This window comes from Paenibacillus sp. FSL H8-0332 (assembly GCF_037963835.1).
GTDB classification, from domain to species: Bacteria; Bacillota; Bacilli; order Paenibacillales; family Paenibacillaceae; genus Paenibacillus_AQ; species Paenibacillus_AQ rhizoplanae.
Map to the genome: position 1 here is coordinate 6,549,193 of NZ_CP150145.1, position 26,047 is coordinate 6,575,239.

Annotated in this window: 14 protein-coding genes; all 14 read right to left on the reverse strand. The window is 48.4% G+C overall.

From position 1 onward, the window contains the following. Positions 1 to 1,158: a sensor histidine kinase gene (locus NST43_RS28525; protein ID WP_036699270.1), complete on the reverse strand. Its 1,158-nt coding sequence runs from the start codon at positions 1,156 to 1,158 to the stop codon at positions 1 to 3. Positions 1,159 to 1,215: 57 nt separating this feature from the next. Continuing rightward, entirely contained in the window at positions 1,216 to 3,930 is a 2,715-nt protein-coding gene (locus NST43_RS28530; RefSeq protein WP_339225550.1) for a stalk domain-containing protein, read from the reverse strand. Positions 3,931 to 4,185: 255 nt separating this feature from the next. Next, positions 4,186 to 8,217, reverse strand: a complete 4,032-nt coding sequence (locus NST43_RS28535) for an Ig-like domain-containing protein (RefSeq protein ID WP_339220744.1) — start codon at positions 8,215 to 8,217, stop codon at positions 4,186 to 4,188. A 217-nt stretch (positions 8,218 to 8,434) separates the two neighbouring features. Further along, positions 8,435 to 9,637, reverse strand: coding sequence for a methionine adenosyltransferase (gene metK, locus NST43_RS28540; RefSeq protein ID WP_209988916.1), 1,203 nt, complete (start codon positions 9,635 to 9,637; stop codon positions 8,435 to 8,437). Between the two features lie 203 nt (positions 9,638 to 9,840). Further along, entirely contained in the window at positions 9,841 to 10,113 is a 273-nt protein-coding gene (locus NST43_RS28545) for a small, acid-soluble spore protein, alpha/beta type (RefSeq protein ID WP_209988919.1), read from the reverse strand. A 189-nt stretch (positions 10,114 to 10,302) separates the two neighbouring features. Further along, entirely contained in the window at positions 10,303 to 10,872 is a 570-nt protein-coding gene (locus NST43_RS28550; protein WP_339220747.1) for a hypothetical protein, read from the reverse strand. An 85-nt stretch (positions 10,873 to 10,957) separates the two neighbouring features. Next, positions 10,958 to 13,777, reverse strand: coding sequence for an Ig-like domain-containing protein (locus NST43_RS28555; RefSeq protein WP_339220748.1), 2,820 nt, complete (start codon positions 13,775 to 13,777; stop codon positions 10,958 to 10,960). Positions 13,778 to 14,366: 589 nt separating this feature from the next. Continuing rightward, positions 14,367 to 14,708, reverse strand: a complete 342-nt coding sequence (locus NST43_RS28560; RefSeq protein WP_339220749.1) for a hypothetical protein — start codon at positions 14,706 to 14,708, stop codon at positions 14,367 to 14,369. A 125-nt stretch (positions 14,709 to 14,833) separates the two neighbouring features. Then, positions 14,834 to 18,754: an S-layer homology domain-containing protein gene (locus NST43_RS28565; protein WP_339220751.1), complete on the reverse strand. Its 3,921-nt coding sequence runs from the start codon at positions 18,752 to 18,754 to the stop codon at positions 14,834 to 14,836. Between the two features lie 238 nt (positions 18,755 to 18,992). Then, positions 18,993 to 20,117, reverse strand: coding sequence for an MraY family glycosyltransferase (locus NST43_RS28570; RefSeq protein WP_209988932.1), 1,125 nt, complete (start codon positions 20,115 to 20,117; stop codon positions 18,993 to 18,995). A 113-nt stretch (positions 20,118 to 20,230) separates the two neighbouring features. After that, positions 20,231 to 20,989, reverse strand: coding sequence for a WecB/TagA/CpsF family glycosyltransferase (locus tag NST43_RS28575; RefSeq protein WP_339220753.1), 759 nt, complete (start codon positions 20,987 to 20,989; stop codon positions 20,231 to 20,233). Between the two features lie 7 nt (positions 20,990 to 20,996). Beyond that, positions 20,997 to 22,166: a polysaccharide pyruvyl transferase CsaB gene (gene csaB / locus NST43_RS28580; protein ID WP_339225551.1), complete on the reverse strand. Its 1,170-nt coding sequence runs from the start codon at positions 22,164 to 22,166 to the stop codon at positions 20,997 to 20,999. Then, positions 22,139 to 24,178, reverse strand: coding sequence for a DUF5693 family protein (locus NST43_RS28585; protein WP_339220754.1), 2,040 nt, complete (start codon positions 24,176 to 24,178; stop codon positions 22,139 to 22,141). The genes csaB and NST43_RS28585 overlap by 28 nt, the downstream gene beginning before the upstream one ends. A 142-nt stretch (positions 24,179 to 24,320) precedes the next feature. Then, the gene (locus tag NST43_RS28590; protein ID WP_339220756.1) at positions 24,321 to 26,039 is read right to left on the reverse strand and encodes a phospho-sugar mutase; all 1,719 of its coding nucleotides are present in this window, start codon (positions 26,037 to 26,039) and stop codon (positions 24,321 to 24,323) included. Positions 26,040 to 26,047: the final 8 nt, after the last annotated feature.

A 26,047-nucleotide genomic window follows, 5' to 3' on the forward strand; every position in this document is an offset into this window, starting at 1 on the left:
TTACTCCTTTCCCTTTTCCACATTCGTCGGAATGTGAATTACGATTGTTGTGCCCTGGTTCTCGGCTGACTGTATTTCCATTCTTCCCTCCAGCAATTCCACGCGTTCGCGCATACCCACCAGACCGAAGCTTTCCCGGTTGGCTTGTTCACTGATTTTTTTTACATTGAAGCCTAAGCCATTGTCTTTCACGACAATCTTGATCAATTGAGCCTGATAAGTAATCTCCACCAGTACGTAACTCGGATAAGCGTGCTTCGCCGCATTGGACAGACCCTCCTGCACCAGCCGGTATACCGCCGCTTCCATCGCTGAGGACAAACGGTGCTCCTTCCCCCTGGTTTCAAAAGAGGTGCGGATCTTCGTCTTCTCCTCATAATCATGCACGTACTTCCGCAGAGTCGGAATCAGCCCCAAATCATCAAGCGCCATCGGACGCAGGTTGAAAATAACCTTGCGCATTTCTTCCAGGCTGTATCTTACCTGCCCCTTTAAGTCTATTACTTCGGCTTGTACCAGCCCAAATTCCTGCTTTACCAGCATTCTTTCTACAATTTCCGTCCTTAGGACTAGATTCGCCAGCATTTGAGCAGGACCGTCATGAATTTCCCGGGCAATTCTTTTCCGTTCCTCTTCTTGAGCCAGGATTATTTTGAGTCCGATCATCTGACGGTTCTTCGCAGATTCGACAATTCGCGTCACTTGACCTAGTTCTCCAGACAGATATTCCAGGACAACGCTCATTTGCGAACCAATCGATTCGGCACGTTCTACAGAATTTTCGACACTGCGAACCCGCATTTGCAGTTCATCGCGTCTGTTCCGCAGATAAGCCTCCCTCTCCCTGGTCATCATCAGCTCAAGCTGCAGCTCTGTCGCCTTCTCATAGGCAATCCGTATGTCCTTCTCCGTGTAGCGGACAAAATCCCGGCTGACCTCTGTCAGCCGGATTCGGGAGCGGTGGTACTGCTGCTCCAGCTTGTCTACCTTTTGCAATGTTTCATCCGTTTCTTCCATGACCCGCTGCAGTTCTTTGTTGAGTGCAGCAAGCTCATCCCGTGCCACCTGCAATATTTCGAATATCTGATACTTGCTGCTCTCCATCACGTCGATGGTGTTTTTAATCACCCGATCTATCGCATCGGCTTGAAATTCCACGGATGCTTGCCCCATTTCTATCGAATCGTATTAAAGGCTTTCCTTTATACTAACATATCACGATTCGATAGTTACGGTCTTAGTGTTCTGTTCCCATTTTACAGTGAGTCCAAGCTGTTCTGTCACGAGTCTGAGCGGTACTAAAGTCCTGGAATTCAGGATCATAGGTGATACTTCAGCACTCTGCCGCTTCCCGTTCAGCACGAATTCCTTCTTGTTCACGGTCAGATCCAGCGCCTTGGCGCCGCGAAGGACCATTATCTTCTTGGTCTTCGCATCCCAGACTGCATTGCCGCCGAACGCGTCCAGAACATATTTTATCGGCACATACGTACTGCCGTCCTTCACGATCGGTGCGACATCAATCGGCCGCTTGGTGCCGTTAACCGTCATCGCCTTGCCCCCAATGCTCATCGCCGCCGTCCCTTTGGGCAGTCCCGCCTCACTGGAAAGCGATGGCATCACAAAGGAAATATTATCAAAGGCCACTGTCCCTGTCTTGGCCCGCTCATCCTGGCCTTCTTCTACATTTACCACGTAAAGTCTCTTAAGGGAAGCTGGGAATTTAATCCCTGAGCCGGACAGATCGATATTAAGCGTCTTCCAGCCGTTCCAGTCGATGACTTTCGCCAGATCAATATAGGCCGTCTTTCCGCTGGCATCCGTCAGCTCGGCACGCATCCAGTTCAGGCTCATGTCCCCCATCACATCGACTGACATTGAGGTTGCCGCCGCCGGAATATCCTTGCCTGTTGTACCGTTGAACTGGGCGTATGCGTACATTTTGCCGGTGCCTGCACTCATATCATAGCTAAGCGATAAGACCTTCGAGCCTGCACGCTCTGCGCTGCCCGCAACTACTGCTGCTGTTCCAGTGACGCCTGCCGCATTGGTAGTGAACGTGAACGGATAGTTGGCATTCTCGAAATCCTCCCACGCCGTAGCAGCTGCAGTAGACAAAACAACCGCCGTGCTGAAGCCGTCATAGCGGGCAATCGCATATCCGGTAGTTACGCCAGGATCGACCGCCTCCACCTTAAGCTTGCCGTCCCCCACACTTCCCTTGAAGCCGATAAACTCCCACTTCAGTGCGGTTGCCGGAACAGCTATCGTTGCTCCGTTCTTCGATACTGCGCTAACCGGAACCGATACAGTGGCCCCGGCTTGCAGCGGTGCAGTTGCTGTACCGGCAATCAGGCTGGACAAGTCTTCTCCGCCCAGAACGGTGACCTCGGTCTCGGCACTCGCTGTTCCGCTGGTAGCCTTCAGCTTCACGGTTCCTGGCTTGACTGCCGTGGCTTCGCCCGCATTCACAGTCACACTGCCGCCGCTGGCGGTCCAGGCCGGGTTAGCTGCCGCTACATCCACCGGATTGTAATACGTATCATAGCCCTTCAGGGAGTATGTGGCCTTTTGTCCGATTAACAGCACCGAACTTCCGCTGATCTTGATCCCTTTCACTTCACCTTGCGGAGCAGAAGTATATACCCCTACGCCGTTAACGATTGTGCGCTGCTCCTTGCCGTATTCGGTATTGAAGGTAAGTGTAGTCGAGGTTTCAGCCAGCGGGCGGTCTACCATCGTTGTAGAGCCCCCTCCGTCCAGATTAATCCCTTTCCACACCCCGATATTCGTCATGAAGGATTGCAGCTCTGTCAGTGACAGACCCGCACTATTGCTGTTCTTCTCGGCTGCAATGACATATACATACCTGCCATCCTGGGAATAACCCAGCGCTGTACGCGCCCGGTATCCGCCAATGCTACTTGTAGAACGGGAGAACGACGACGCTTTGCCGTTATTGACCAGAATGGTATGCCCCCCAATCATCATCTGCAGCGTGGAAGGATCAAGCTGCTGCTGGGTGGTTTTGGAGCGGAGCACATAGGTACTGTTCAGCTTCTGTCCTACTACCAGATGAGCCTTAACAAACTGCGCGGCCAGCCCGTGCGTCCGTAGAATATAGGCCCCTTTGGGTACGGTCACCGGCAGAGCTGAATCCAGCGAGATCTGGGTAATCGTATCATTCTCTACCAGCACCTCCGTTGGTGTAGTAGAGCTGCCCTTAGGCCGCTCCAGCGCTGTCCAAGCATCTGTATAGATATAAGCAGCATTAGCATGACTGTAAGTGGAGCTGCCACCTTCGGGATTGTAGGCCCCTTTGTTGACGCCGGACAGCGGGAACTGGGAACCATCCTCTGCGGTCAGCATCCCCTCAAACGTATATTCATCAATGATAGGTTTACGGTCCTTGGTTACTGCAAAAGCATACATTCCGTTCAGCTGTGAAGGAGTAGACACCAGCACTCCGCCGGATACCTGACCGCCAATCGGTGCACCTTCTCCGCCGGTATTGAAGTAATCCCCGTTCACCGCCGCGACCGCTCCTGTCTCCGCCGCCATTCCCCCGGTGCTCTGCCGTGTCGTCAGATTCCCGCCTTTGCCAGTCATTACATCTAGAGAGACATAAGGATTATTCAGATCGACACGAATGACGCTGGCCAATCCTGTCGCACTCTTACCAGAACGCACCGTGGTAAATTTATATTTCATCATCATCGCACCGGAAGTAACAACCTCTTCACTCAGTTTTGTCGCCGAGAAGGACGCTGCTGCTTGTGCTACCGGCGCAGGGCCTGCGCCCAGCCATCCGGCACCCTCACTCCCGACAACCGGCATGATCCAGATTACACCCGCCAGGGATGCAGCAATCCATTTTTTAGCAGGCGACCATTGATTTCCCCGTGTTTGCTCTGTACTCTTTTTCCCCATGTCAAGCTCATTCATTTCAGTGTAACTCTCCCATCTATTTGTACTCTTCTACCTCGCTATCAAGACCTGAATATCAGTTCATAGTAATAGACTATACCTTTAATAGACTGAATTCAGCTCGAAAAGTTGCGAAAATTGGAGAGAACTAGCAGGTTTTACCGGCTGGGTGGAGTCACACTGGGGCGGTCATGGCATGCCAAAAAAGCACCCGGCCATAGACCGGATGCTCTGCTTAACTATACAATTCCCTTACTCTTACAAATAGCCTGCTGTCTTCAGCATCCGCTGCAGCATGACCGCCGCCTGCCCTCGGGTAGCATTGCCTTGAGGCTGGAATTGCGTGGTGCTGACACCTTGAATAATTCCCGCCTTAACTGCCTTGGCTACAAATTCAATACTCTGACTTAGAATTTTCGACCGGTCCTTGAACGGGCTGAGCGTATCCATAACCGATGCACTCAGTGTTACCGGTTGCCCCGTATACTCCAGAGCCCTTACCATCATAATCGCCATTTGCTCACGGGTAATCTTATCCTCCGAACGAAAGGTCCCATCCGTATTGCCGTTGATGATGCCGGCTTTGGCGGCGGCTTCTATGAAGTCACTCGTTTGTGTAAAGGGACGTACATCCTTGAATTGAGAAGCTCCACCGCGTACTGCCTGTAGGCCTAGCCCCCGGCTGAGCATCACTGCGAACTCGGAGCGGGTGATCGGCTGATCAGGCTTAAACGCAGTTCCATAGCTGCTATCGATGATATTTTTGGCGGCCATCTCTGCTACAGCAGTCTTACTCCAATGGGAGGTCATATCTCCAAAGGTACGCAAGGAAATGAACACCCCCACCACCTGGTTACCATTCGTGCGTGCACTAACAACGCTATTACTGCCCACTGTAGCAATTTGGGCCGGCAAATAAATAGCATCATTGTATGTCGAATCTACTCCGGCAGCCATCGTTTGTGCAGAGTTCAGTACAGCAGCATTGCGGACAGTGTATTGTCCCGCTACATTTAACTCCTTGGCGTTAGAATAGTTATCTTTAATAGAACCCGTTAGACGTAAATCCATAAGACCGGTAACGTTACGCATAGCCTGGCTTCCGATTTTTTGTTCGAACGAATAGAACGTTCCGCCTGGAACACTCTCCATACGCAGAACAAGTGAGACCTTACTGATATCTGTCCCCAAACTAGCAATTAGCGAATTTACATCAATATCGCTTAGTTTTACACCATACATATGATCTCCATACCGGATGATCAGTTTTGCATTTTTATTGCTTGCGGCTACATCCGATAGAGCTTTTAACGGAACGGTAACATACGCTGACTTCTCTGTAGAAGGAACCTCGAATACCAACTCATCTGCACCTGCAAGCTTCAGATATTGATAACTGGCAGCCATACGCTCTGCATTCAGATCATATCTTTTAACCATCTGTTTGTAGACCGAAAGATCTGTAACCGCAAGAGCAGAATCACTCTTCAGTAACGCGTACTCCTTGCCAAACTCACTGGCAGGCAGAGTTCCCAGATAAGAAGGGCGGCTTCCATTGCCGGTTACACCAGTGGTCAGATTCTGAACAGACAATGAATTGAAGGACGGAAGCGAGTTACCATTCGTGTCGGTAATCATCCCCGCACCGGAGAGATAAGAGAGCTCCACCTTTTGCCCGGCCGTTACTGCTTGCGAGAGATTTAATTTTAAAAGAGTGCCGGACAGACTGAAATCCTGAACATCAATGCTGCTTCCATCCGCCTTAATCCCAAACTGATTGGCATACAATTTCGAAGATGACTGCATGCTCTTGGTAAAGGTAACATTAAGTTCAGTGCCTTTCACTGTAGCTATGCTGATCTCGGATACTACCGTGGCTGAAGTTACAGACACTGGCTGAAGATCAACATAGGCTGCACGATTTCCATTCAGATCACTAAGTCCAAGAGTACCTGGAACATAGGATACCGTCACCGTTCCGCTTAGCGGCAATGCATTTTGAAGGGTCAATGTAGCCTGTGTACCACTCACCGATACATTGGTAACATAGTTTGGTTTGCCGCCAACCAGTACTGAGAACTGGCTATTCATCGGTAAATTAATCGTAGACAGACCTTCGTTATAATTCAAAAGTATCTTATTGCCCGCTCCTGTCGCATTCTGGAACACCGGCGGCACATTATCCTTACTATTACGGATGTTAAACTCAGCGAAGTTTGCAATATTTTGCCCCAGAGAGCTGACCAGCGGATACGAGCCGGCGTAGTACGATACCCGCACCGACTCCGAATTGCCTACCTCAGAACCTACATTTAAATATAGGGTGTTGCCGCTGGTACTGATAGAATTCACCCCAAGCGAATACCCGTCAGTCGTTACCACAAACTGTTCATATGCATATGGGGAGACCGTTTTGAGCGTATCATTGAAGGTCAGTGTCACCGTTCTGCCGGTAATTCTTCCTTCTTTGGGCGTAGGGAGCGCCGATTCTATAGTATTGGTGATCTGCTGTCCAGAAAAGGTAGGCGCAGCATTACCGCTCGTATCCTGAATCGTCCGCACACCGCCGGTATAGCTGATTTTTACATTCTGGCCTACAGCTATGCCTGTGCTAATCACTACAAATACACTGTCTCCTTGAATATAGGCACTTTCAATATTCCGGGTCTCCTCATTGACGGTTACCCCGAAGCTGGAAGCCAGCAGAGCCACTGAAGCATTAAGCGTCTCATTATACCTCAGGCGGATCGTCCGGTTGTTCTCCAGCACTGCGCTTGTCAGCGCCGGGGGAGTCTTATCTATGGCCACAGTGCGGAAGCTCCATGACTTGGTCCCGCTTAATCCCTCATACTGCACGCTGGGGTCAGCGGCGTCCGTGAACGCTCCTTTGGCGATGTCGATATAATAGATCGTATCGGATTCAAGTGCTGCGGACGGCTTAATAATAAATTCTTTGGCAGAGGAGCCCTGCTGGACTGTCGCTGTCACTTTAGAACCATTACTTTTGTATAGTACAACCCCGTTCGTGACGGTGCTATTATTGACAACCTCCCGGTTGAAATTAATCACAATCGTTTTGGAGATATCTACTGACTCACTGCGGTCCGCTGGTGATAACGCGGCTACAGACAGACTTGTCAGTGATGCTGTCGTGAACGTCCAGGAGTACGGGCCTGAAGCCGGAAAGATATGACCATCCTGATCATAAAAAGCCCCCTGCGGTATAGTAACGGTATATAAAGTCCCGCTGAGTAGCGGTGAAGCTGTGGAGGCTGGCAACAGTGTAATTGCCGAACTTCCCCCACCGGTAACATTCGTTGAATTGACATTCAGCCATCTTGTTCTAGGGTCCCCTTCTGCACCTGGAGAGACTGAGATCACTCCAGAAGCCGGACTCATCGGGCGGTCGAAGTACAGCTTAAGGGCTCCACTAACCGATGCGCCAAAAGAGGCGTTGGCCGGAGCCGTAGATGCAGAGATAGTCCCCGTGCCGATCGTGGAAAAGCTCCAGCCGCTGCCGCTGGCTATCCCCTGATAGGTTGTATTATTAGCATCCTTGAATGCATACCCATCGATAAGCACATAATAATTCCCGCCGGACGGAAGCTTATTAGCCAGCGTCAGGGTAACCGTTGTGGAAGAATCTGCACTCTGGAAGGCTACCCCAGCTTCTCCATCCCTGATCGCAAACTCCTGTATAACCGCGTTATCCGCTGACGAGAGCAGCCTGACACTGCCTCCCCCGGCTGTAAGCACTCCGGATAAGCGTATACTCAGCTCCGTTAAGCTACCTGCCTCTACTCTGGAATTGATGGCAGGAGACATGCTGCTTGCTATAATCGCCGGATTCACCTCCGGAGCTGTCGTGAACTTCCAGCTTGTTGCTGCTGATTCATTGCCTGCACTATCCTTGAACAGCCCCTTAGGCACACTTACGCTATATGTTTTGTAGGGAGCGAATTTAAGGCTTGAGCCTAGCTTGATCTCATAGCTTGCTGAGTTTCCGATCAGTCCTGCACTCCCGATTGCAATTTCGGTAAATACCGTTTCGGCATTTACATCTGTAATGGTGATTTTCCCGGCTTGCGGGATCACCTGACGGTCAAAGCTAAGCCCCAGCGAAGCCCCGACATTTACAAAGACAGCGCCATTCGCAGGAGAAATGCTGATTCCAAATTCCGAAGCGGCGTATACCGCAGATGTATGTATACCGATAGCCGGACTGCCCAGACCAAGCAGCAGATTGCCTGCAATGATAATTGCCGTCCCTATTCTTAATTTCTTTTTCATTCTTAAAAACTCCTTTCAGCCCTTCCAGCACTTCTTGTATTTGTATACTGTTATATTTCGGCTAAAGGGCTTCCAAAGTTTAGAAGATGACGGTTGAGGGCACATCGGTTTTACTCTTTTCACAAAAAAAAGCCCACACAGCAGCCTCTTCATGAGGACTGCGATATGGGCATACTTTGCTTGCATTATATTAGCTCGTTGCGCCAACTATTTCTTGTTAAACGCCCGCCTGGGCTTTTAACAAATCCGCCTTATCCAGGCGTTCCCAAGGAAGGTCCACATCTGTACGGCCAAAATGTCCATAAGCTGCTGTCTGTCTATAGATAGGCTTACGCAGATCCAGCATCGAGATGATTCCCGCCGGACGAAGATCAAAGTTATCGCTGATCAGCTGAACCAGCTTCTCCTCACTGATCTTACCCGTTCCATATGTATCCACATTGATCGATACAGGGGTAGCAACACCGATAGCATACGCCAATTGAATCTCGCACTTGTCGGCAAGACCGGCAGCGACCAGATTCTTCGCTACATAACGAGCAGCATAGGCAGCAGAACGGTCTACTTTGGTCGGATCTTTACCGGAGAAGGCTCCGCCGCCATGACGGGCATAACCGCCATATGTATCCACAATAATCTTGCGTCCAGTCAGACCGGCATCTCCTTGAGGACCACCAATAACAAAGCGGCCAGTAGGATTGATGAAGTATTTAGTGGCTTCATCCAATAGTTCAGCTGGAACAACCGGAAGAATGACATGCTCTTTGATGTCTGCCTGAATTTGCTCAAGGGTAATTTCTTCTGCATGCTGAGTAGATACTACGATAGTATCCACACGCACCGGCTTGTCGCCCTGGTACTCAATCGTAACCTGGGTTTTGCCATCCGGACGCAGATATTTCAAAGTTCCATCTTTACGGACTTCCGCCAGACGCCTGGCAATCCGGTGAGACAGGGCAATCGGAAGCGGCATAAGCTCAGGCGTCTCGTTCGTAGCGAACCCGAACATCAGACCTTGGTCACCGGCACCAATGTTAGCAGTCTCTTCATCTAATGACGCAGGGTCCCGATTCTCAAGAGCAGCGTTTACACCCTGGGCAATGTCTGCCGATTGCTCGTTCAAGGAGCTAAGGACAGCACAAGTATTATAATCAAAGCCAAACTTCGCGCGGGTATAGCCAATTTCCTTAATAGTATTACGTACGATTGCCGGAATATCCACATATTCAGATTTAGTGCTAATTTCCCCGATGACAAGCACAAGACCTGTTGCTACAGCTACCTCACAAGCTACACGGGCATTAGGATCGTTAGCAAGAAATGCATCTAGTACCGCGTCGGATATCTGATCACAGATTTTATCGGGGTGTCCCTCCGTTACGGACTCAGAAGTAAACAGATGACGCCCTTTGATCGACATATACAACAACCTCCCATATTGTTGATCTGACACTGTATTCAAGGGGGCTCCCTAGTAGATAACAGGCCAAATATAAGTAGTAGAATAATAATGGCCAATGCCTGTTTTATTCAAAAAATGAACCTTTTCCGAATGGAAAAGGTCTACGGCCTTCCTCAAAAGTCATATTATCTTATTTACCGGGTGCTGTCAATTGAAGCCAGTTATGCGAAAAGAGACTGCTCGGCCTGTTTGATCAACCTCTTTGTGATTTCCCCGCCAACAGATCCATTATCTCTAGAGCTTAAATGACCCAGATATGGAGTTCCTCCAGATGCGCCTGCTCCGCCAATTGTCCCCAGCTCAGAAGCAAACTCCGTATCCATTCCCCCGCCGTACGAAGCTCCATATAATCCGAATTCAGAAGCAATTTCATATTGCATTTGTTTCAGCATTGCCCGACTCTCTGGTACCACTGTGCGATTTGTACGTGCCATGTTACAGCACCTCCTGCGAATTTTTTTAAGATTACAGGTGGTATTGTGTACGAATTCGAACGGCCTGAGTCAGCGCAATGTTTGTCAGCTGTGGGAATGAGTTCCGGGGTATATGGAGGTCCAATGTAGGGCATTCTTTATATAGAAAGAAAAATGTCGATTGAAGAGTACTTAAATCAGATTGTAGTTTTATTTGAGAGTATATGCACCACGGACCATAACAACGATTTTCATTGTTTGACCGTCCTGTACAGCGATTCCACGACCATCCCGTGGGAAAGATAACAGATGATTCGTAGGTGCAGCTACACCATTCGCCAAATCGACACCATCCGTCAAATCAGCTACCCCATTAGCATCTTGGGAATAAATAACCGCTTTGCCGGCACGAACAATGAATTCTGCACCTGCTCCAGCAATAAGAGTCTGGCCTGGCTTCACATCAACAATTTCACTGGCATTGCCCGTATTGCCTGTATCACCCGAACCGGAAGCTGGCGCTTTGGTAGGAGCTGTGGTTGCAGCCGGTGCATTAGTTGCTGTAGCGGCCGGAGCTTGAGTAGGCGGACTTAGGGTCCCACCCTGCAAAGCCTTCTGAATCTGCTGGTCCACATAGCTCTTGGTAACTACCGGGTCCTCTGCCGTTCCTGGCTGTGAACCGACACCGGCGCCTTCAGCCGTTAAGTTAAGCATGGAGCCTGCCCACAGTCCACCTGCTAACAACACTGCTGACATCGTAACTTTCCAAGCTGTCTTCAAAGGTGATTCCTCCTCATTTCGGGATAAATGGCTAAAAAAAAGAATAGCCTCCGAAGAGGCTATTCTTAATTGCAGTAATCGGAGATTACTTAGCGGAAATTTCAGTACCATCAGTGATGAGGTTACCATCTTTATCGTGTACTTGAGCATTCTTTGCAATCTTAACAATAATTCTGTTTACATTATTTGCATTCAGATCCAACTCATCGTTAAGGTTTGCATTAGAATCAACAGCTTTCTTGGAGAAGGTAACAGACCATTTACCTTTATCCGATCCATTAACGATCTTTGTAACTTTATAGAAGTCTTGATTAAGAACATTAGAAGCAGAAATGTCATTATTGATGTAGAATTCCAGATCTTGTTTATCCAAGTCTGTTACTTCTTTAGAGAATCCAAGGATAAGCTCATAAGAGTTACCACTAGAAATCACTGCTGAAGTCAGAAGCGGACTAATTCTGCTAGTCAATGTTCCTTTAGCACTTGCTGCTACAATGGCATTTCCAGCAGAATCAGTTACACCGTTAACAACAAATTTGTAGTCATTTTTTGTTTCGGTGATAGAAGAACTTGGAATATGAACGATTGCACGAGCATAAACTGGTTTTTCTGCACTTCCTACAACTTCGTTACCATTTTTATCAAGGTTTCTAATAGTTACGAAAGAGCCGCTAGGCAGAGCTTTGTCATCCAAAGTATAGCTATTAGCATCAATTACACTTGGGACACTAAGGCCACTTGCATCGTACAGATCGACAGTAATAGTAGCATCACCGTAAACTGTTTCAGTTACAGCCTTTGTACTATCATTAAATTTAATACCCTGAGCGAACAGTACAGGAGCCTCTCCATCAGTAGCTTCTGAACCAATAGTTACAGTCAGTACAGTTGCAGCAAGTTTGTTAGCAGAGAATGATTTATCTCTAAACAATCCTTCTGGCAGACGAACTGTATATTCACCCGGAGCTACACTAACACCAGTCAGTACAAATGTTTTACCGCTACCGGATACAGTGCTAGCAAACGTAGTAGATTGACCAGTTTTGTTGTTAATAAGAGTAGCAGAGCCAGCTCCAAAAACAACATTTTCAGAGAATTTCAACTGCAGACCCTTAACAGAACCGGATGTTGTATAAGTGATTCCAGTAACTGTAGGAGCTACAGTATCCTTTGTGAAAGTAATAGCTTGACTTGAAGCAGTCCCTAAAGTATTACCCAAAGTGTCTTTAACAGTTGCTCCGAAAACAACTGATCCAGTGAAAGTACCACTTGAAGGGAAACTAGTCAGAGGTGTTTGAAGTGTAAATGTTTTACCGTTATCAGCGGTAACAACAGTAAACGTACCTTGGCTTTCACCAACAGAATTCAACAGACGAACATTACCAACCAAAGATGCACGGTCAACGTTCTTATCAAATTCAACTTCAACAAATTTATCACTTACAGCAGTTACGCTCTTGATAACAGGAGCGGCAACATCCGAAACAACAGTAACTGTTGATTTGATCGGATTCGGATTAGCAACATTGCCTACGAAGTCAGTTACGTTAAGCAGCGAAACATCATATGTCTTGCCACTTTCCAATGTTACACCACTAAGTTTGAACTCAGTGTAAGTATCATTCTGAACTGTCGCAGCAGCGGCCGAACCATTCACGTAAGCAACGATACCAGTGGTTTTAACTGGCTCACTGAAAGTTACATAAACGTCTTTAGTGTTAACCTTAGCAGTAGAAGTAACACTAACAAGTGTTGGAGCTACAACATCTGCAACAGGCAACAATTGAGTGTAAGCCGGAATAGCTTCACCAGCAGTTGTTTTAACAGCATCACTTACTACAACTGTGTAATTACCTTTAAGTGCCTTGATACCTGGCAAAGTAATGGTAGCTTCAGTTTTGTCAGCATTGAATGTTACATATGCACTAGCAACTTCATCATCTTTGCTGCCTACTTTAGTTACTTTCACAACGCCATCGATAACTCTGCTGGATTCAGCCACTGTATCGACATCAACTGCACGGTTAAATTTAATCACAACTTGCTTAGCATTTGGAGCTGTTGCAGAAACAACCTTAGGAGCCTGCAGAGTTACTTTTGCAGTGTAGTCCTTTTCAAGGTGTTTGAAGTTGATTGTTGTTTCAACGCCTGCTACCAGAGCAGTTGTCAATTCAACGTTTGCAGTTGTTTTATCAGAGAAAGTTACAACTACTTTGGTTGGGCTTACTGCTTCAGCAGAAGCTACAGTCAATGTAGCAACTTTACCGATTTGATCAGCATAGTAAGCTGTTTCAACTACCAAAGAACGAGTAGCGTTTGCTTTGAAGTTGGTGTCCTTAGCAACTAGACCGGCGTTGATAACTGCTTGAGCATAGCCTTTAGCCCATACAGATGCACCGTTGTCAGTTGTAGTTGGTTGTTCCAGCTTAAGAGCGATTGCCAATACTTTAGCAACTTCTTCAACTGTTACTTTACCATTGTAGTTAAAGATACCTTTAACAGTGTCTTGACCTTGCATCAAGCCTGCAGCTGTAACAGCTTCTACATAAGGAACAGTCCAGTTTTTAGCTGTGTAACCTTTATCTTTGTAAGACAACTTGCCAGTTACTTCAGTAAGACCGAACAATTTAGTAACGATCTTAGCGAATTCACCGCGAGTCAGATCTTTTTCAAGGTGAGCTTTACCATCAGGGAATCCATTAACAACACCCTTTGCTGCTAAAGCATCAAATGCTTGTTGTGCAGTTACCTTTGCTGTTTCACCAAATGCTACAGAGGCAAACATCGAGAATGCCATTGCTGTAGATAATGCTACGGATAAAATTTTCTTCATAACCTTTTTTTCTCCTCCTTGGACCTTCATAAACTGGGATTTTTCTTTAGTTGTGTAGCTCATATCACTCATTTGTCGAGCACCCCCTTTCCCGAGTTGAGCAGATTAAGTATAAATAATGTCTGTGACGGGTATCACAGAAACTTGTAAACAGCTTCAAGGCATAGTAATACTAGATTCCTAATTCTACCTAAGTATTATACAATGTGCCTCTGGTCACGTAAAGCTAATTTTTCCATTTAGCAATGTGCAGTGCCTCCAGGGCATTCCGCAATTGCCTTGTGCAAGTGACTCTACACCTTAAACGCAATAGTTTCAAAAAAGTTGCGCTTTGGTTAAAAAAAATTTTTCCCGCCTGCTGTATCCCTGCCCCGATACACTAGAAGATACAATATGTATGTTCTACTAACTATTGTTAATGTTGGGTGGCTACGGGAATCAGTATAGCATAGAGGTATTCCAAACGTCATTAAACAATATTTGCTAAGTTAATAAACAAATATTGCATATTAAAAGTAGTGATTGTGCAGGTCAGTATTTAAGCTAATAAGTATATACCCACATTGCACCAGGGTTAACACCTTCCCGGATAATGATCTACATAAAAAAAGGCTACTGAGATCAACTCAGCAGCCTTTCCTTCAACTTACTATATCCAGGACTATCGAATCTTCATCGATAGCTGTATTAACTCCTGGCGCTTCTCAGGACTTGCATTAACATTCTCATACATGGCATCAATCGCTGCACGGTTCTCGCGGTAGCTCTTCTCATGTTTGATTGTGCTATGGGACCATTCGATCAAAGCATTCTCCGCAATAACCAGTTCATTATAAGCATCATGGAAGCCAGTTGCTTGGACAAGCTCTTCCATAACTTCCTGAGTGATCTCCTGCAGAGCCCGCTTCGCTGCAATTTCCTTTTCCATAACCTTTGCTCTATTCTCAAACATATTCTTTGCTTTCGTGTAATCCAATTGTGCTTTTGATAAAATCGGTTTCATCGATGGCTTTCACCTTTCACGTAAAAATGGTTTCTTTGACATTGTAACGCAAATGGGAGCAGATTACAAAGATGTCCGAATGGTAATTTAACCTGTATAAGGTCATTACTCTTGGGCTGTCATCCCTAGCTCAGGGTTTTAGGGAAAATTGTAGTGCTTTTTTTCAAAAGCTCCACAGCAATTTTACCGGCCTCAGCTCTTGTCATATTGGCTTTGGGATTAAAGTTGTAAGAAGCCTTTTTTTGCCCTGGAGTGTTCACTTCAGCCCCGTTCATGATTTTAGCCTTTGACACGGCCTGAACAGCTGATAAAGCGTAGGACTCTATCTTACCGGAATCCAGGAAGGACTTGGCTACTGCATCCTTCAATTTCTGATCGTTAACCGGCAGCTTCAACTTCAGCGCTCTGGCGATCATCACAGCGGCTTGTTCACGCGTGATTGGTTGATCCGGCCCAAACACTCCGTCGGTAAGTCCCGTCACAATTCCTGCTCTTGATGCCGTCTCAATATGTGCGTAGTCCCATGTAACTGAGCCGGCTCCCGGAACCAGATCTGAATAAGTCTTATTATCATCGTAGTTAAGCGGCAGATTCAGACCTTTTACAAGCAGGGTTGCAAACTCTCCTCTTGTTGTTTGATCGTCTGTTCCAAATTGTTCAAAACGAAGATTGTTCATGATTCCCTTGGAATACAGAGCATTCAGAATATTTCTAGCCCATTGGTGGTTCGTAATATCGTTATAGCCACGGCTCATCTTCATAACCTTGTAATAACCAAATTCATCAAATGGAACACTAATCGTATGTTTCTTGGTATCAACGGTCCCGCCAATATTAACCCATTCCCGGTTGGAATTATATTGGAATACAGTTACTACTGTCCCTGCATCGTCAACTACATTGGAGTCAAAGGACAGAGTCAACGTTCCCCGTTTGGACGGAGTGATTTTGCGTTCTGCTGGGGTCTGCGGGTCACCGAACAGACCATCAACAGAATAAGGGGCTAGACCATTCGTTGCAGGAATATAACCTGCAGATGCTGCTGTGCCCAGTTCACCAAGGCCTCCGCTAATCCAATACACATCCGAAATTCTCACAAAGTTGCTGCTCTCATACGGAGAACTGAAACGAAGAGAAAATTCGTCAGGAATGATCCAGTTAGGGATGCCGCTCTCCTCAAACGTTATTGGGAAGCCGATGACATTGCCATAATCATTACGGCGCTCGACCACACCCGTTGTGGGCTCTGCAATACCGAAGCGAAGTTTGGTATTTGGATAGAACTTATTCAGATTGCGCGTATCTGTACTTTGCATTACTGTTCCTTTAGGAAAGTTAAGCTCTAGCTTCTTATTAAATACACTGTATTTGTCTGCTACCTTAGGTGCCATATACTGCGAGTCAACCGCCACAGTACCTGTATAGAATATAGATATGGTATCTGTACTTGTACTGCTTCCTCTGACGATCTGAATTTTAATACTATTGGCCTTATCCGGTTTCAACCCTACATAATCCAATACGAATCTGCCAGGGCCCAGATCCGTTCTTTTGACTGCCTGTTCTTTATCAATAATTACGCTGGTAGCTCCCTCAGCCTCAATATCGAAATGAACAAAATTCTTATTCACAACATATTGAGTACCTACGGAAGGCTGGGGTGACAGAATACGGTAGGCACTTACTTCCCGGACCAGTTCCAGCTTCTGGCTAGTCTTGGCACCGGTGCTGTTGATCAATTCAAGCGTATATATATAAGTTCCCGGTGTATCATTGGTAAGATCCTGAATTCGCATAACGAAGTCTTTTTGACTGCCGGCAAAGCTGGTGGTATAACGTTGATCCGCAAAGATCGGGCTTACTGTGTTCGCGGAACTCGCGTTAGCAGGAATATCAAGCGACAATATATTTTTGGTCCCCAGGTTCAGATTAAGCTTGACTGCCCCGCTGCCTCTTAGCACCAAATCATAGGTCTTCAGGCTGGTCGTATATTTCGTTTCATTATAAATGAAGTCAGGTGTCAGATTGAACAGCTTTGTCAACAGGACGTCCGTTGGCCCAAAATTAGCGTCCGGGAATGCCGATCTCCCTGTACCTAAAGCTGGCTGGAACTTGCTGATGGTCGATACATTCTCATCAAGAATATAGACACGCAGTTCCTTGCGAACCTCACGAACCTGTCCTTTTTCATCTACCCCTGTACCGGTTAGAACAATTTTGTTCTCCCCAAATACAATGGGTCCTGCACTTGCATCAATTTTTAAATCCACTGTAAAAGTGCCGTCACTGGCGTTCGGAAATTTCTCTGAGCCGATAGGCATGACCTTTGTTCCGTTCACATACATTTCAGCTAAAAAGTATTTACTGGCCAGATTAAAATCAACATATTGTCCCTTGACGTTCAACGATGTACTTTCTTTAGAGTTTATTACATAAGTCTGTCCGTCTGTAAGGTTCGATACATAAATATAGCTCTTAGAGGCAAATGAAATATTCACATCCTTGTTGGAGGACGATCCATCAATCTTGAAGCGTACAGTCTGATTTCCGTTCTGGAAATCCGTAATTTTAAAGATGTGCTCTGTAGAAGTTACCGACTCCACCCACTCTGGCTTTAACACTCTGGTGGACAAAGGCAAATAGCTTGCAAGCAGATTTACAGGTTTGGTTGTTACAGCCGCATTGGTTTTGACCAAAATATAGAATTCTCCCGAATCTACCTTGGCCCCATTCAGCGCTACTCCGGCAGGCACCGTCCCGGTTCCGTTATATCCCGCTAAATACTTCATATCCGTGATTACAATATTATTCTTCATATACTGAAATTCAATGGAGCGGTTTACCGTCTTGGTTCCATAAGCTACGGAAAGGTTATGCGTCTGTTTCTCAAGGCGGTTGGCTGGTGTTGCATTGTCCTTTGTTAAGGTCAGAGGGATTTTGAAGGTTACCAGCCTATAAGCGGGCGCATCCTTGACTGGAGAGGGCACCATAATTTCAGTTCCTTTTTTTAATTCTACAGCACCACTACTTCCAAGTGTTAATCCTTCACCAAATTCAATAGTGGGTACTATGCTATCCAGCTTCACAACTGCTGAGCCCTGGAAGGGTACTCCGGCATTGTCTGGAACCATCATTTGGACGAACAGGTTGGCGGTATCGCTGTCTTCTGTCATCACAGGCTGGTCTCCGTACAAGAGATCCTGGCCTTGGCCGGTCGTCTTATCCCCTAAATACATTGCAACGATTGGATTCTTCTCATCATAGTAAAAGATAGAATACTGGAAGCTCAGCGTGTCAGAACCATTCTGCACAACCAGCTTAAGGGTATTCACCCCAGGCTTAAGCTCCATTCGCTGAGAAAAGAAGGTTCCATCCTGAAGCAAGGATGTACTTGACGCAGTACCGTCATTAAGAGCAACGGTAACCTTGGTAGCATTCTGCGCCTTACCTTCCAGTGTGATCTCTTTATTGGCTACAACTAACTGTGCGCCTTCATTTAGATTCAGCTTCTCAGATCCACCCAGAACCTGAAGCTTCTCTACATACGGCACCTTATCAAACAGAACATAAAATGCTTCTGATCGTTCATTGCTGCCTTGTGATCCAGTCAGTGTAATCCGGTTCATACCCGGATACAAGGTCAGATTGGCACTGAATCGGTTATCAGGACTGTCAACATCCAATTGGACAACACCTGGAGTTACACGTGTAGGGTCTTCGATCCACTTTTTATTTGTCTGATCCCAGTTCAACAGTTGAACATTGGCTCCAAGTGTAGAACTAGTCACCTTGGTAAAGGTTCCTGTCACGGTCAAGCTCGCATCTGTCACCTGCAATACATTATCTCTTGCAATTTGCTTTGGCGGCTGTGTAGATGACGGCAGTAAGGTCAGATCAACCGTATTCCGAAGTTTTTGGTTATCCGGTGTGAAGTAACTGGTAGGCTTATCTGCAGCCGCCGCAATATTCATAAGTCCTGGCGGGACTAAGGATACCAATAAAGCGAACAGAAGTGTCCAGATAAATGTTTTTCTCATGCGCTGCATGTCATTAACCTCTCCCTTTTGTAGATGATAATTATTTTATCGGTCTAACCGTCCATAATTTGAAGGACTATGTCCAACTTCTCTGTAAATGGCATCCAGATCTGCTACAGTAGACACAATTGGATAGCTCTCTTGAGATTCCGTTCTTATGAGCGCACTAAAAAAGCGTATCCTGTGACAGGATACGCTTCAACTCAATGTAATCAAATTGGATACAGCCTAACTCCAAGTGAATGTATCACTTAGTGCCCCGTTCCTGATCCACCTTCATCCGCATTCTCAAAAACAAGTCAATCACCGGACGTTTGGTCTTGCTGATGACGCCGGTGATCTCTGCGCCGATTTGCAGGAAGAAGAGCATGACACAGATGACTACGAAGGTAACCCAGTTGGCTTCGTAGAGCGAAGCGGAGGTCTGGATGACTGCAAGGACGCCGAAGAATGCGGCAATGCCGTAGATGATCAGTACCGTCTGGCGGTGACTGAAGCCAAGCTCGCGCAGACAGTGATGGAGATGGCCTTTATCCGGAGCGAAGATCGGCTTCTTCTGCAGCTTGCGCCGGACGATGGCGAAGAAGGTATCCGATAACGGAACTCCGATGATCAGGAGTGGTGTGATGAATGAAACCACCGCAATCTGTTTGAAGCCGAGCAGTGCTAGCAGCGCCAGGCAGAAGCCTAGGAACAGCGAGCCCGTATCACCCATGAAGATTTTGGCGGGATGGAAGTTGAAGAACAGGAATCCCAGAATGCTGCCCAGCAGCAGCAGACAGAGCAGGGCAACCATGGTGTTCCCCATTAGGAAGGCCATTACAGCGATCGTAGCAATTGCGATACCGGATACGCCTGCTGCAAGCCCGTCCAGTCCGTCGATCAGGTTCACGGCGTTCGTGACACCGACAATCCAGAAGATCGTCAGAGGAATGGCAATCCAGCTCTCTAGGGAAGAATAGCTATTATGAAAAGGAATATTTACGAAATCAACCGTTATGCCAAACCCGAAAACTACGATACAGGCAGCGGCAATTTGGCCCAGCAGCTTCACTTTGGCTGACAGCTCAAAACGGTCATCCAAACCGCCGATCAATACAATCAGACCTCCGCCGCATAGCAGCGCCTTAATGAAATTAGTCTCCCGGGGAGTGAAGTCATACGGAATAAACGGCAATACGGCAAGCAGGCCTAACACAAACGCCAGAAATATGCCGAGTCCGCCAAGGCGGGGCATGATCTTCGTATGCACTTTCCGGGCATTTGGCACATCTGTCGCACCGATCTTAATGGCGAATTTCTTCACGAACGGCGTCAAAAGCAGTGCAAGCCCCATGCACACAACGAATCCGGCGATGTATATGATTAACATTTGAAAAGTCGACCCCCATTTCTCTACCGCATTGAATTATACGCTGAACCAAAAACAAATTCCAATACTGTTTTTAGGCGGTAACACGGATTTTTTCGGTAAATATCCTCATTTCACTTATCTTTTGTTACTTTATCTTTCTCTCGCACCACTTTTACTGCGAATTTCGGCAGCGCAAGCATTCTTTTGTAACGCGTGGGTTCCTTGAGCAGCCGGTATAACCATTCTGCCCTTAATTTCTGGAAGGCAACAGGGGCACGGCGGCTCTTGCCGGAGATCACATCAAAGCTCCCGCCAACACCCATCATCACCGGGATCTGCAGCCGGGATTTGTATTTGGCGATCCATGGCTCCTGACTGTCCGCCCCTCTGGCGACAAAGAGCAGGTCAGGCTTCGTTTCAAGGATTCCACCCACAATTTGTTCATCCTCTGCCGGACCAAAATACCCGTCATGATATCCAGCGATGACAATACCGGGATATCTTGTTTGTAACCGGGAAGCCGTCTCGCGAATCACCTCAGGGGTTGAACCGAGCAAATAGACCCGCCAGTTGTAGCTTTCGCCTTGGTGCAATAATTCATGTAAAAGATCAAAACCCGCTACACGCTCTGCTACAGGCTCATGACAATATTTCGCTGCCCAGACCACTCCAGTCCCGTCAGGAACTACAAGCTCTGCTGATTTCATAATCTCCATATAAGACGGATTCTCCAGCGCCGCCATGACCATAATCGGATTGGCAGTAATTACCTGATGAGGTTCACGCTTATGAACCGCCTCCGTCAAATAGGATACGGTGGTCTTCATATCCGCCTTAGATACTCGTATGCCAAAAATAGGCACTGTAGGTAATGTACTTTCTGCTTTCACTTGTCACTCATCCTTTATGGCCGAAATATTGGGCGATTCTCCGGGCCGGAGTCTCAGCCTCTTGGGTCAGTGCCGCAATCAGTGGCTCCCGCTCCTGCTTCCAGCTCTCTCCTGACCTCAGCAGCTCCAGAAGCCCGGCAGCCACCGTGTCTGCCTCCAGCGTATCTGTCTTACCCACCGGCTTACAGGCAACCCGTTCAAGAAAATGATCGATCTTCGGATCATAAGAGACACCCATTACCGGGACACGCTGTCCCGCAGCATAGATAAGGCTGTGCAGCCGCATACCTATAAGCGCCTGGCACTGGCTCACCTCCCGCAGCATTTGCAGCGGATGAAGCGCATCTTCACGGATCGTTACCGATCCCCCATTGTCTTCTATTCTCCGGCCCATCTTCTGCATCACATAGCGGGAAGCCTCATTGTCCGCAGAATGATGGAAGGGCAGAAAGTGAACATGTAGCGGCTGCTCCGCAGAAGCCTTCACCAGGCCTTCGGCCAACGCGTCCAGCTCTTGGCGGGACTGCTCCCAGAAGCGCACGGAGACCCCTACAGTAGCGGGCGCACCTTGCAGCCCGGAATTGGGTGTATCTCCAGCTACCGGATCTGCTTCTGCATGTTGTTCTGTCTGCATATCCTCAGGCAATTCCAGACCCATAACCGGGTCGGGCACAACATCTATATCTTCAATGTTAAGTCCCATAGACTGAAGCAGCAGGCGGGATTGTTCATCCCGCACGGAGATATAAGCACATTTACGGAAAATGGATTTAATCAGCGGATGAAACAGCTTCCGGTTCACCGGGCCGATCCCCTGGGCATAGATAAATGTCGGCTTCCCCATCCACTGAGCCAGCTTGATGATGCCCAAGTAATACGGAATGGTCTTGCTGCTTGTTACATCCTGGAGCAGGCTGCCCCCGCCGCTGATCAGACCCGCACTTTCCGATATGGCTCTGCGCACCTCTCCCAGCTTCATCCGGTGGACGGATTCCACACCGTATGTGGCTGCCGTCCACTCCGGATCAATCGATAATACCACAGGCTCCAGTGTTAATCCCGAGGCCTGGGACTGCTTGCGTACAGCATTCAGAATGGACTGCAGAACAGCTTCGTCTCCGCTGTTGTGGAAGCCGTAAAAACCGGAGATTATAATTTTTTGAGCAGCGGTGACCATCGTTTCCAACACCCTTCCGCAATCTGCCATACCCCAACAGCGATAATACCGATAATCAGGCCGAGTCCCAGACCAAGAAGTCCGCGAACCAGCGAGATCAGCACAGGCGAATGAATATGGGCAAAGGTATCCACCATAGACAGCTGGCCGATGACTGCAATAATCATGATGAAGGCCGCACTCCGGTATTTATAGGCCAAGAATGCACCGAGGATCAGGAGCGGATGCGCCAGCAGGAACTCCTTGTTGCGCGGTCTTACCCCGACGGTGTTCTCCAGGAAGGTGCGCAGGAGCTTCTCCGGTCCACTTACACTTCCGGCATTCCCTGTCCGGCTTAAATAGTACATTCCTACGATACCCAGTACACCGGCGGCAATGACCATAGCGAGTGTTATCGGCGTCCGCAGCAGCTTGCCGGTCTTGTTAAAGGCAAACTCTCCACGGTACAAGAGGACATACAGTGCGGTAAGCCCGATCGGGGCCAAATGCAGCAGACTTACACCGCGGAACTGATCCAGTACCAGGGCGTAGGTAATATTATTCAGCAGTGCAATGACGAAAGGCACCGCACTGAATGTAATTAACGCAGTTCTGACATACAGGACCAGACTGTGCGTCAGCCGGCGGCGCGGGCTCATTACGGCAAAGGTTAACGGATTGGCGCGTAAAGGCGGGCCCATCTCATTAATTTTGCGGATAGCCAGCACTATTGCCAAGGTAGGCGCACTTATGGCTACGGCAAGTGCCAGCGCCTGCTCAAATAATGTCGGCTTCAGAATCAGCAGCCCGGCGCTACCTACCAGTCCAAGTATCCATACAGGCAGAGTAAGCCAAGGAATGAAGTAGGAGAACAGCAGGGCAACCATAGCCACGGCTCCGATCACTGCAATCAGCTTGAAATAACGCTGGAAGGAGGAGTCGGCCACATCAAACGCTGTAGCTTGTCCAAGCTTGAAGCCATTAGACTCAATCTTGGCCACCGCACCCTCAGGTCCGCTGAGACTCTCAATCAGATTATCCAGCGTATCTGTAATGGCAGCCTTCTTGGTATCTCTCGAGGGAATCGTATTCAGATAGATCATGCGGATATTGCGGTCTTTCGTCCCCAGTGCGAACCGGTCTGCAATCACTTCAGTCTTCAGGCTGGAATCCGCCTCACTGAGTGAATACAGGCGAGTCACGTTGTAGTCCAGCATATAGGCCAGCTTGGAGAAGCCCTTCTGTTGAACTTTAATATTCTCGATAGCTGCAATCCCCATCCCGTGCTGCTTCAGGAGATTAGCGAAGGCTGTCAGACTGGCCGTATCCGCATCATCGGAGTAACCCTTAACCGACTCGCCTTCAAAAAGAATCCGCTTGACGCCAAGCTCTGCGTAACGGTCCAGCAGCTTTTTCACGGCATCCTGATTGTACGCCAGAGAGTCTACAAGCCGGGGCACAATGCTGAAGCCCTTATCGTGCAGCATTTCCAGCGTGATCGGGTCCGGCTGCAGCGGCTTGAGCGTTGCATTCTCCAGCGGAGTCTCGATGATCAGCCCCTGCTGTCCGCGGTAGTTCCACTCTTCCGTCCGGATGTCCAGACTACTGAAGGCATCGCGGATAACCGGTGAGAGCATTTCACTGTTCTTCGCACTGGTAAAGAGGACATATGTATAGTTCTCATTCTCCGGAATCACAGTATCAGTAAGATTGGCGATATCAGACGCTCCCCAGATCATCAGGCGGCGCGCCTTGCGGAAATCCTCCAGTGTATTCTCGTAGATAGCCATACTCTGAACACCGGCAGTCTTCAGCCGGTCCAGCTGCTCGTTGATGTAATCCTGCGGATTCTGCCGGTAGCTCGCAACCTCAACCAGATCGCGGTAATCAAAGACAAACTCAACCGTTTTGGAAGACTTCTCTGTCTGTAGACGGTCATATACGACCGGAAGCGCACTGATCAGACCAACCACCATAATAATCCATAACCACTTGCGTGATGCTATATTCCAGCGTTGCCATTTCTGCTGCACCAAAGTACCTCCTCTTTCGCTTTAAAGCTGAATGCCGTACCTCACAGATGCCGTTCCTCTTGCCAGCGGCAAATTTAAGCGGAAACGGAGGTCTCTCCATCTGGAGCAGCTCCGTTTCCGCAGGGAGGTTATTTATTGTGTATTATTTCCCGTCTACCCGTGCCATAACCTGACTGGTCAATTCAGCAACCTTGTGCTTGGCGTTATCCAGTGATTCACCCACAACCGCAAAATACACTTTGATCTTCGGTTCAGTGCCGGAAGGACGCAGGCAGAACCACGAGCCGTCCGATAGCAAATACTTCAGCACGTTCTCCTTAGGCAGACCGTCAAGTCCCAATGAATAGTCCAGCACCTGCGTCACGGAAGCCCCTGCGATTTCGTGCGGCGGGCTGGTGCGCCAGTCATTCATAATTCCCTGAATCTGGGCCACTCCATCCTTGCCTTTCAGCGTGCGGGATTCCAGGCTCTCCAGGAAGTATCCGAACTGCGCATACAGCTCTTGCAGCACATCGTACAGGGTCTTGCCCTGGGCCTTGTAATAGGCACCCGCTTCGGCGATCAGCATCGCAGCAAGGACTGCATCCTTATCACGGGCATAGTTGCCGGCCAGGTAGCCGTAGCTCTCTTCATATCCGAACAGATACGTATACTCGCCGGACTGCTCGAACTGGTTCATCTTCTCCCCGATATATTTGAACCCGGTCAGGGTGTTGAATACCGTAGCGCCATAATGGCTGGCTACAGCAGCGCCCATCTCACTGGTTACAATAGTCTTGACTACAGCGCCGTTGGTCGGCAGCTTCCCTTGTTCCTGTAAACGGCTGAGGTAATAATGAATCATGAGCGCGCCGGACTGATTCCCGGACAGCACCACAAATTTGCCTTCATTGTCACGGACCACGGCGCCCATACGGTCAGCATCCGGGTCTGTACCGATCAGCAGATCTGCATTCAATTCTTCGCCCAGCTTCATCGCCAGAGTGAAGGCTTCGCGCTCCTCCGGATTTGGTGATTTCACGGTCGAGAATTCGGAATCCGGCTGCTCCTGCTCAGGAACTACATGCACCTGAGTGAAGCCGATCTTCTCCAGTACACGGCGGACCGGAAGATTGCCTGTCCCGTGCAGCGGCGTATAGACAATGGAGAAGTCGCGGCCCAGCGAAGAAGCGATCTCTTCACGGCTGACACTTACCGCAGCTACCGTATCCGTAAAGGCTTCGTCCGCTTCCGCCCCCAGCCAGTGCAGCAAGCCAGCGCTCTCAGCAGCCTCCTGAGACAGGCGCTTCACCCCATTGAAGGAGTCCACATTCAGAATATTAGCAATAACCTTCTCTGCTTCATGCGGCACCAGCTGTCCGCCCTGGGCGTTGTAGACCTTGTATCCGTTGTATTCAGGCGGATTGTGGCTGGCAGTGATCACAATGCCTCCCGAGGCCTTCAGATGGCGGACGGTAAATGACAGCTGCGGCGTGGAGCGGAGGGAAGAGAACAGATGAGTCTCAATGCCGTTACCGGCAAGGACAAGCGCAGCCTCCAGCGTAAATTCCGGCGAGAAGCGCCGGGAATCGTGGGCAATGACCACCGAGGGTCTGCCTGCGCCCGTATGCTGCCCCAGAATGTAATCAGCGAAGCCCTGAGTGGCCCGGCCGACCGTATAACGGTTCATCCGGTTACTGCCTGCCCCGATGACTCCGCGCAAGCCGCCTGTACCGAATTCAAGATCTCTATAGAATCGTTCTTCCAGCTCCTTCGGTTCACCGGCAAGAGCCTTCAGCTCTTCTTTGGTGTTCTCGTCGACAGAAGGGTCCTGCAGCCAACGTGTCAGGGTCTCCTGCGCCTTCGGGCTTAATCCAGTCATGTCAATCT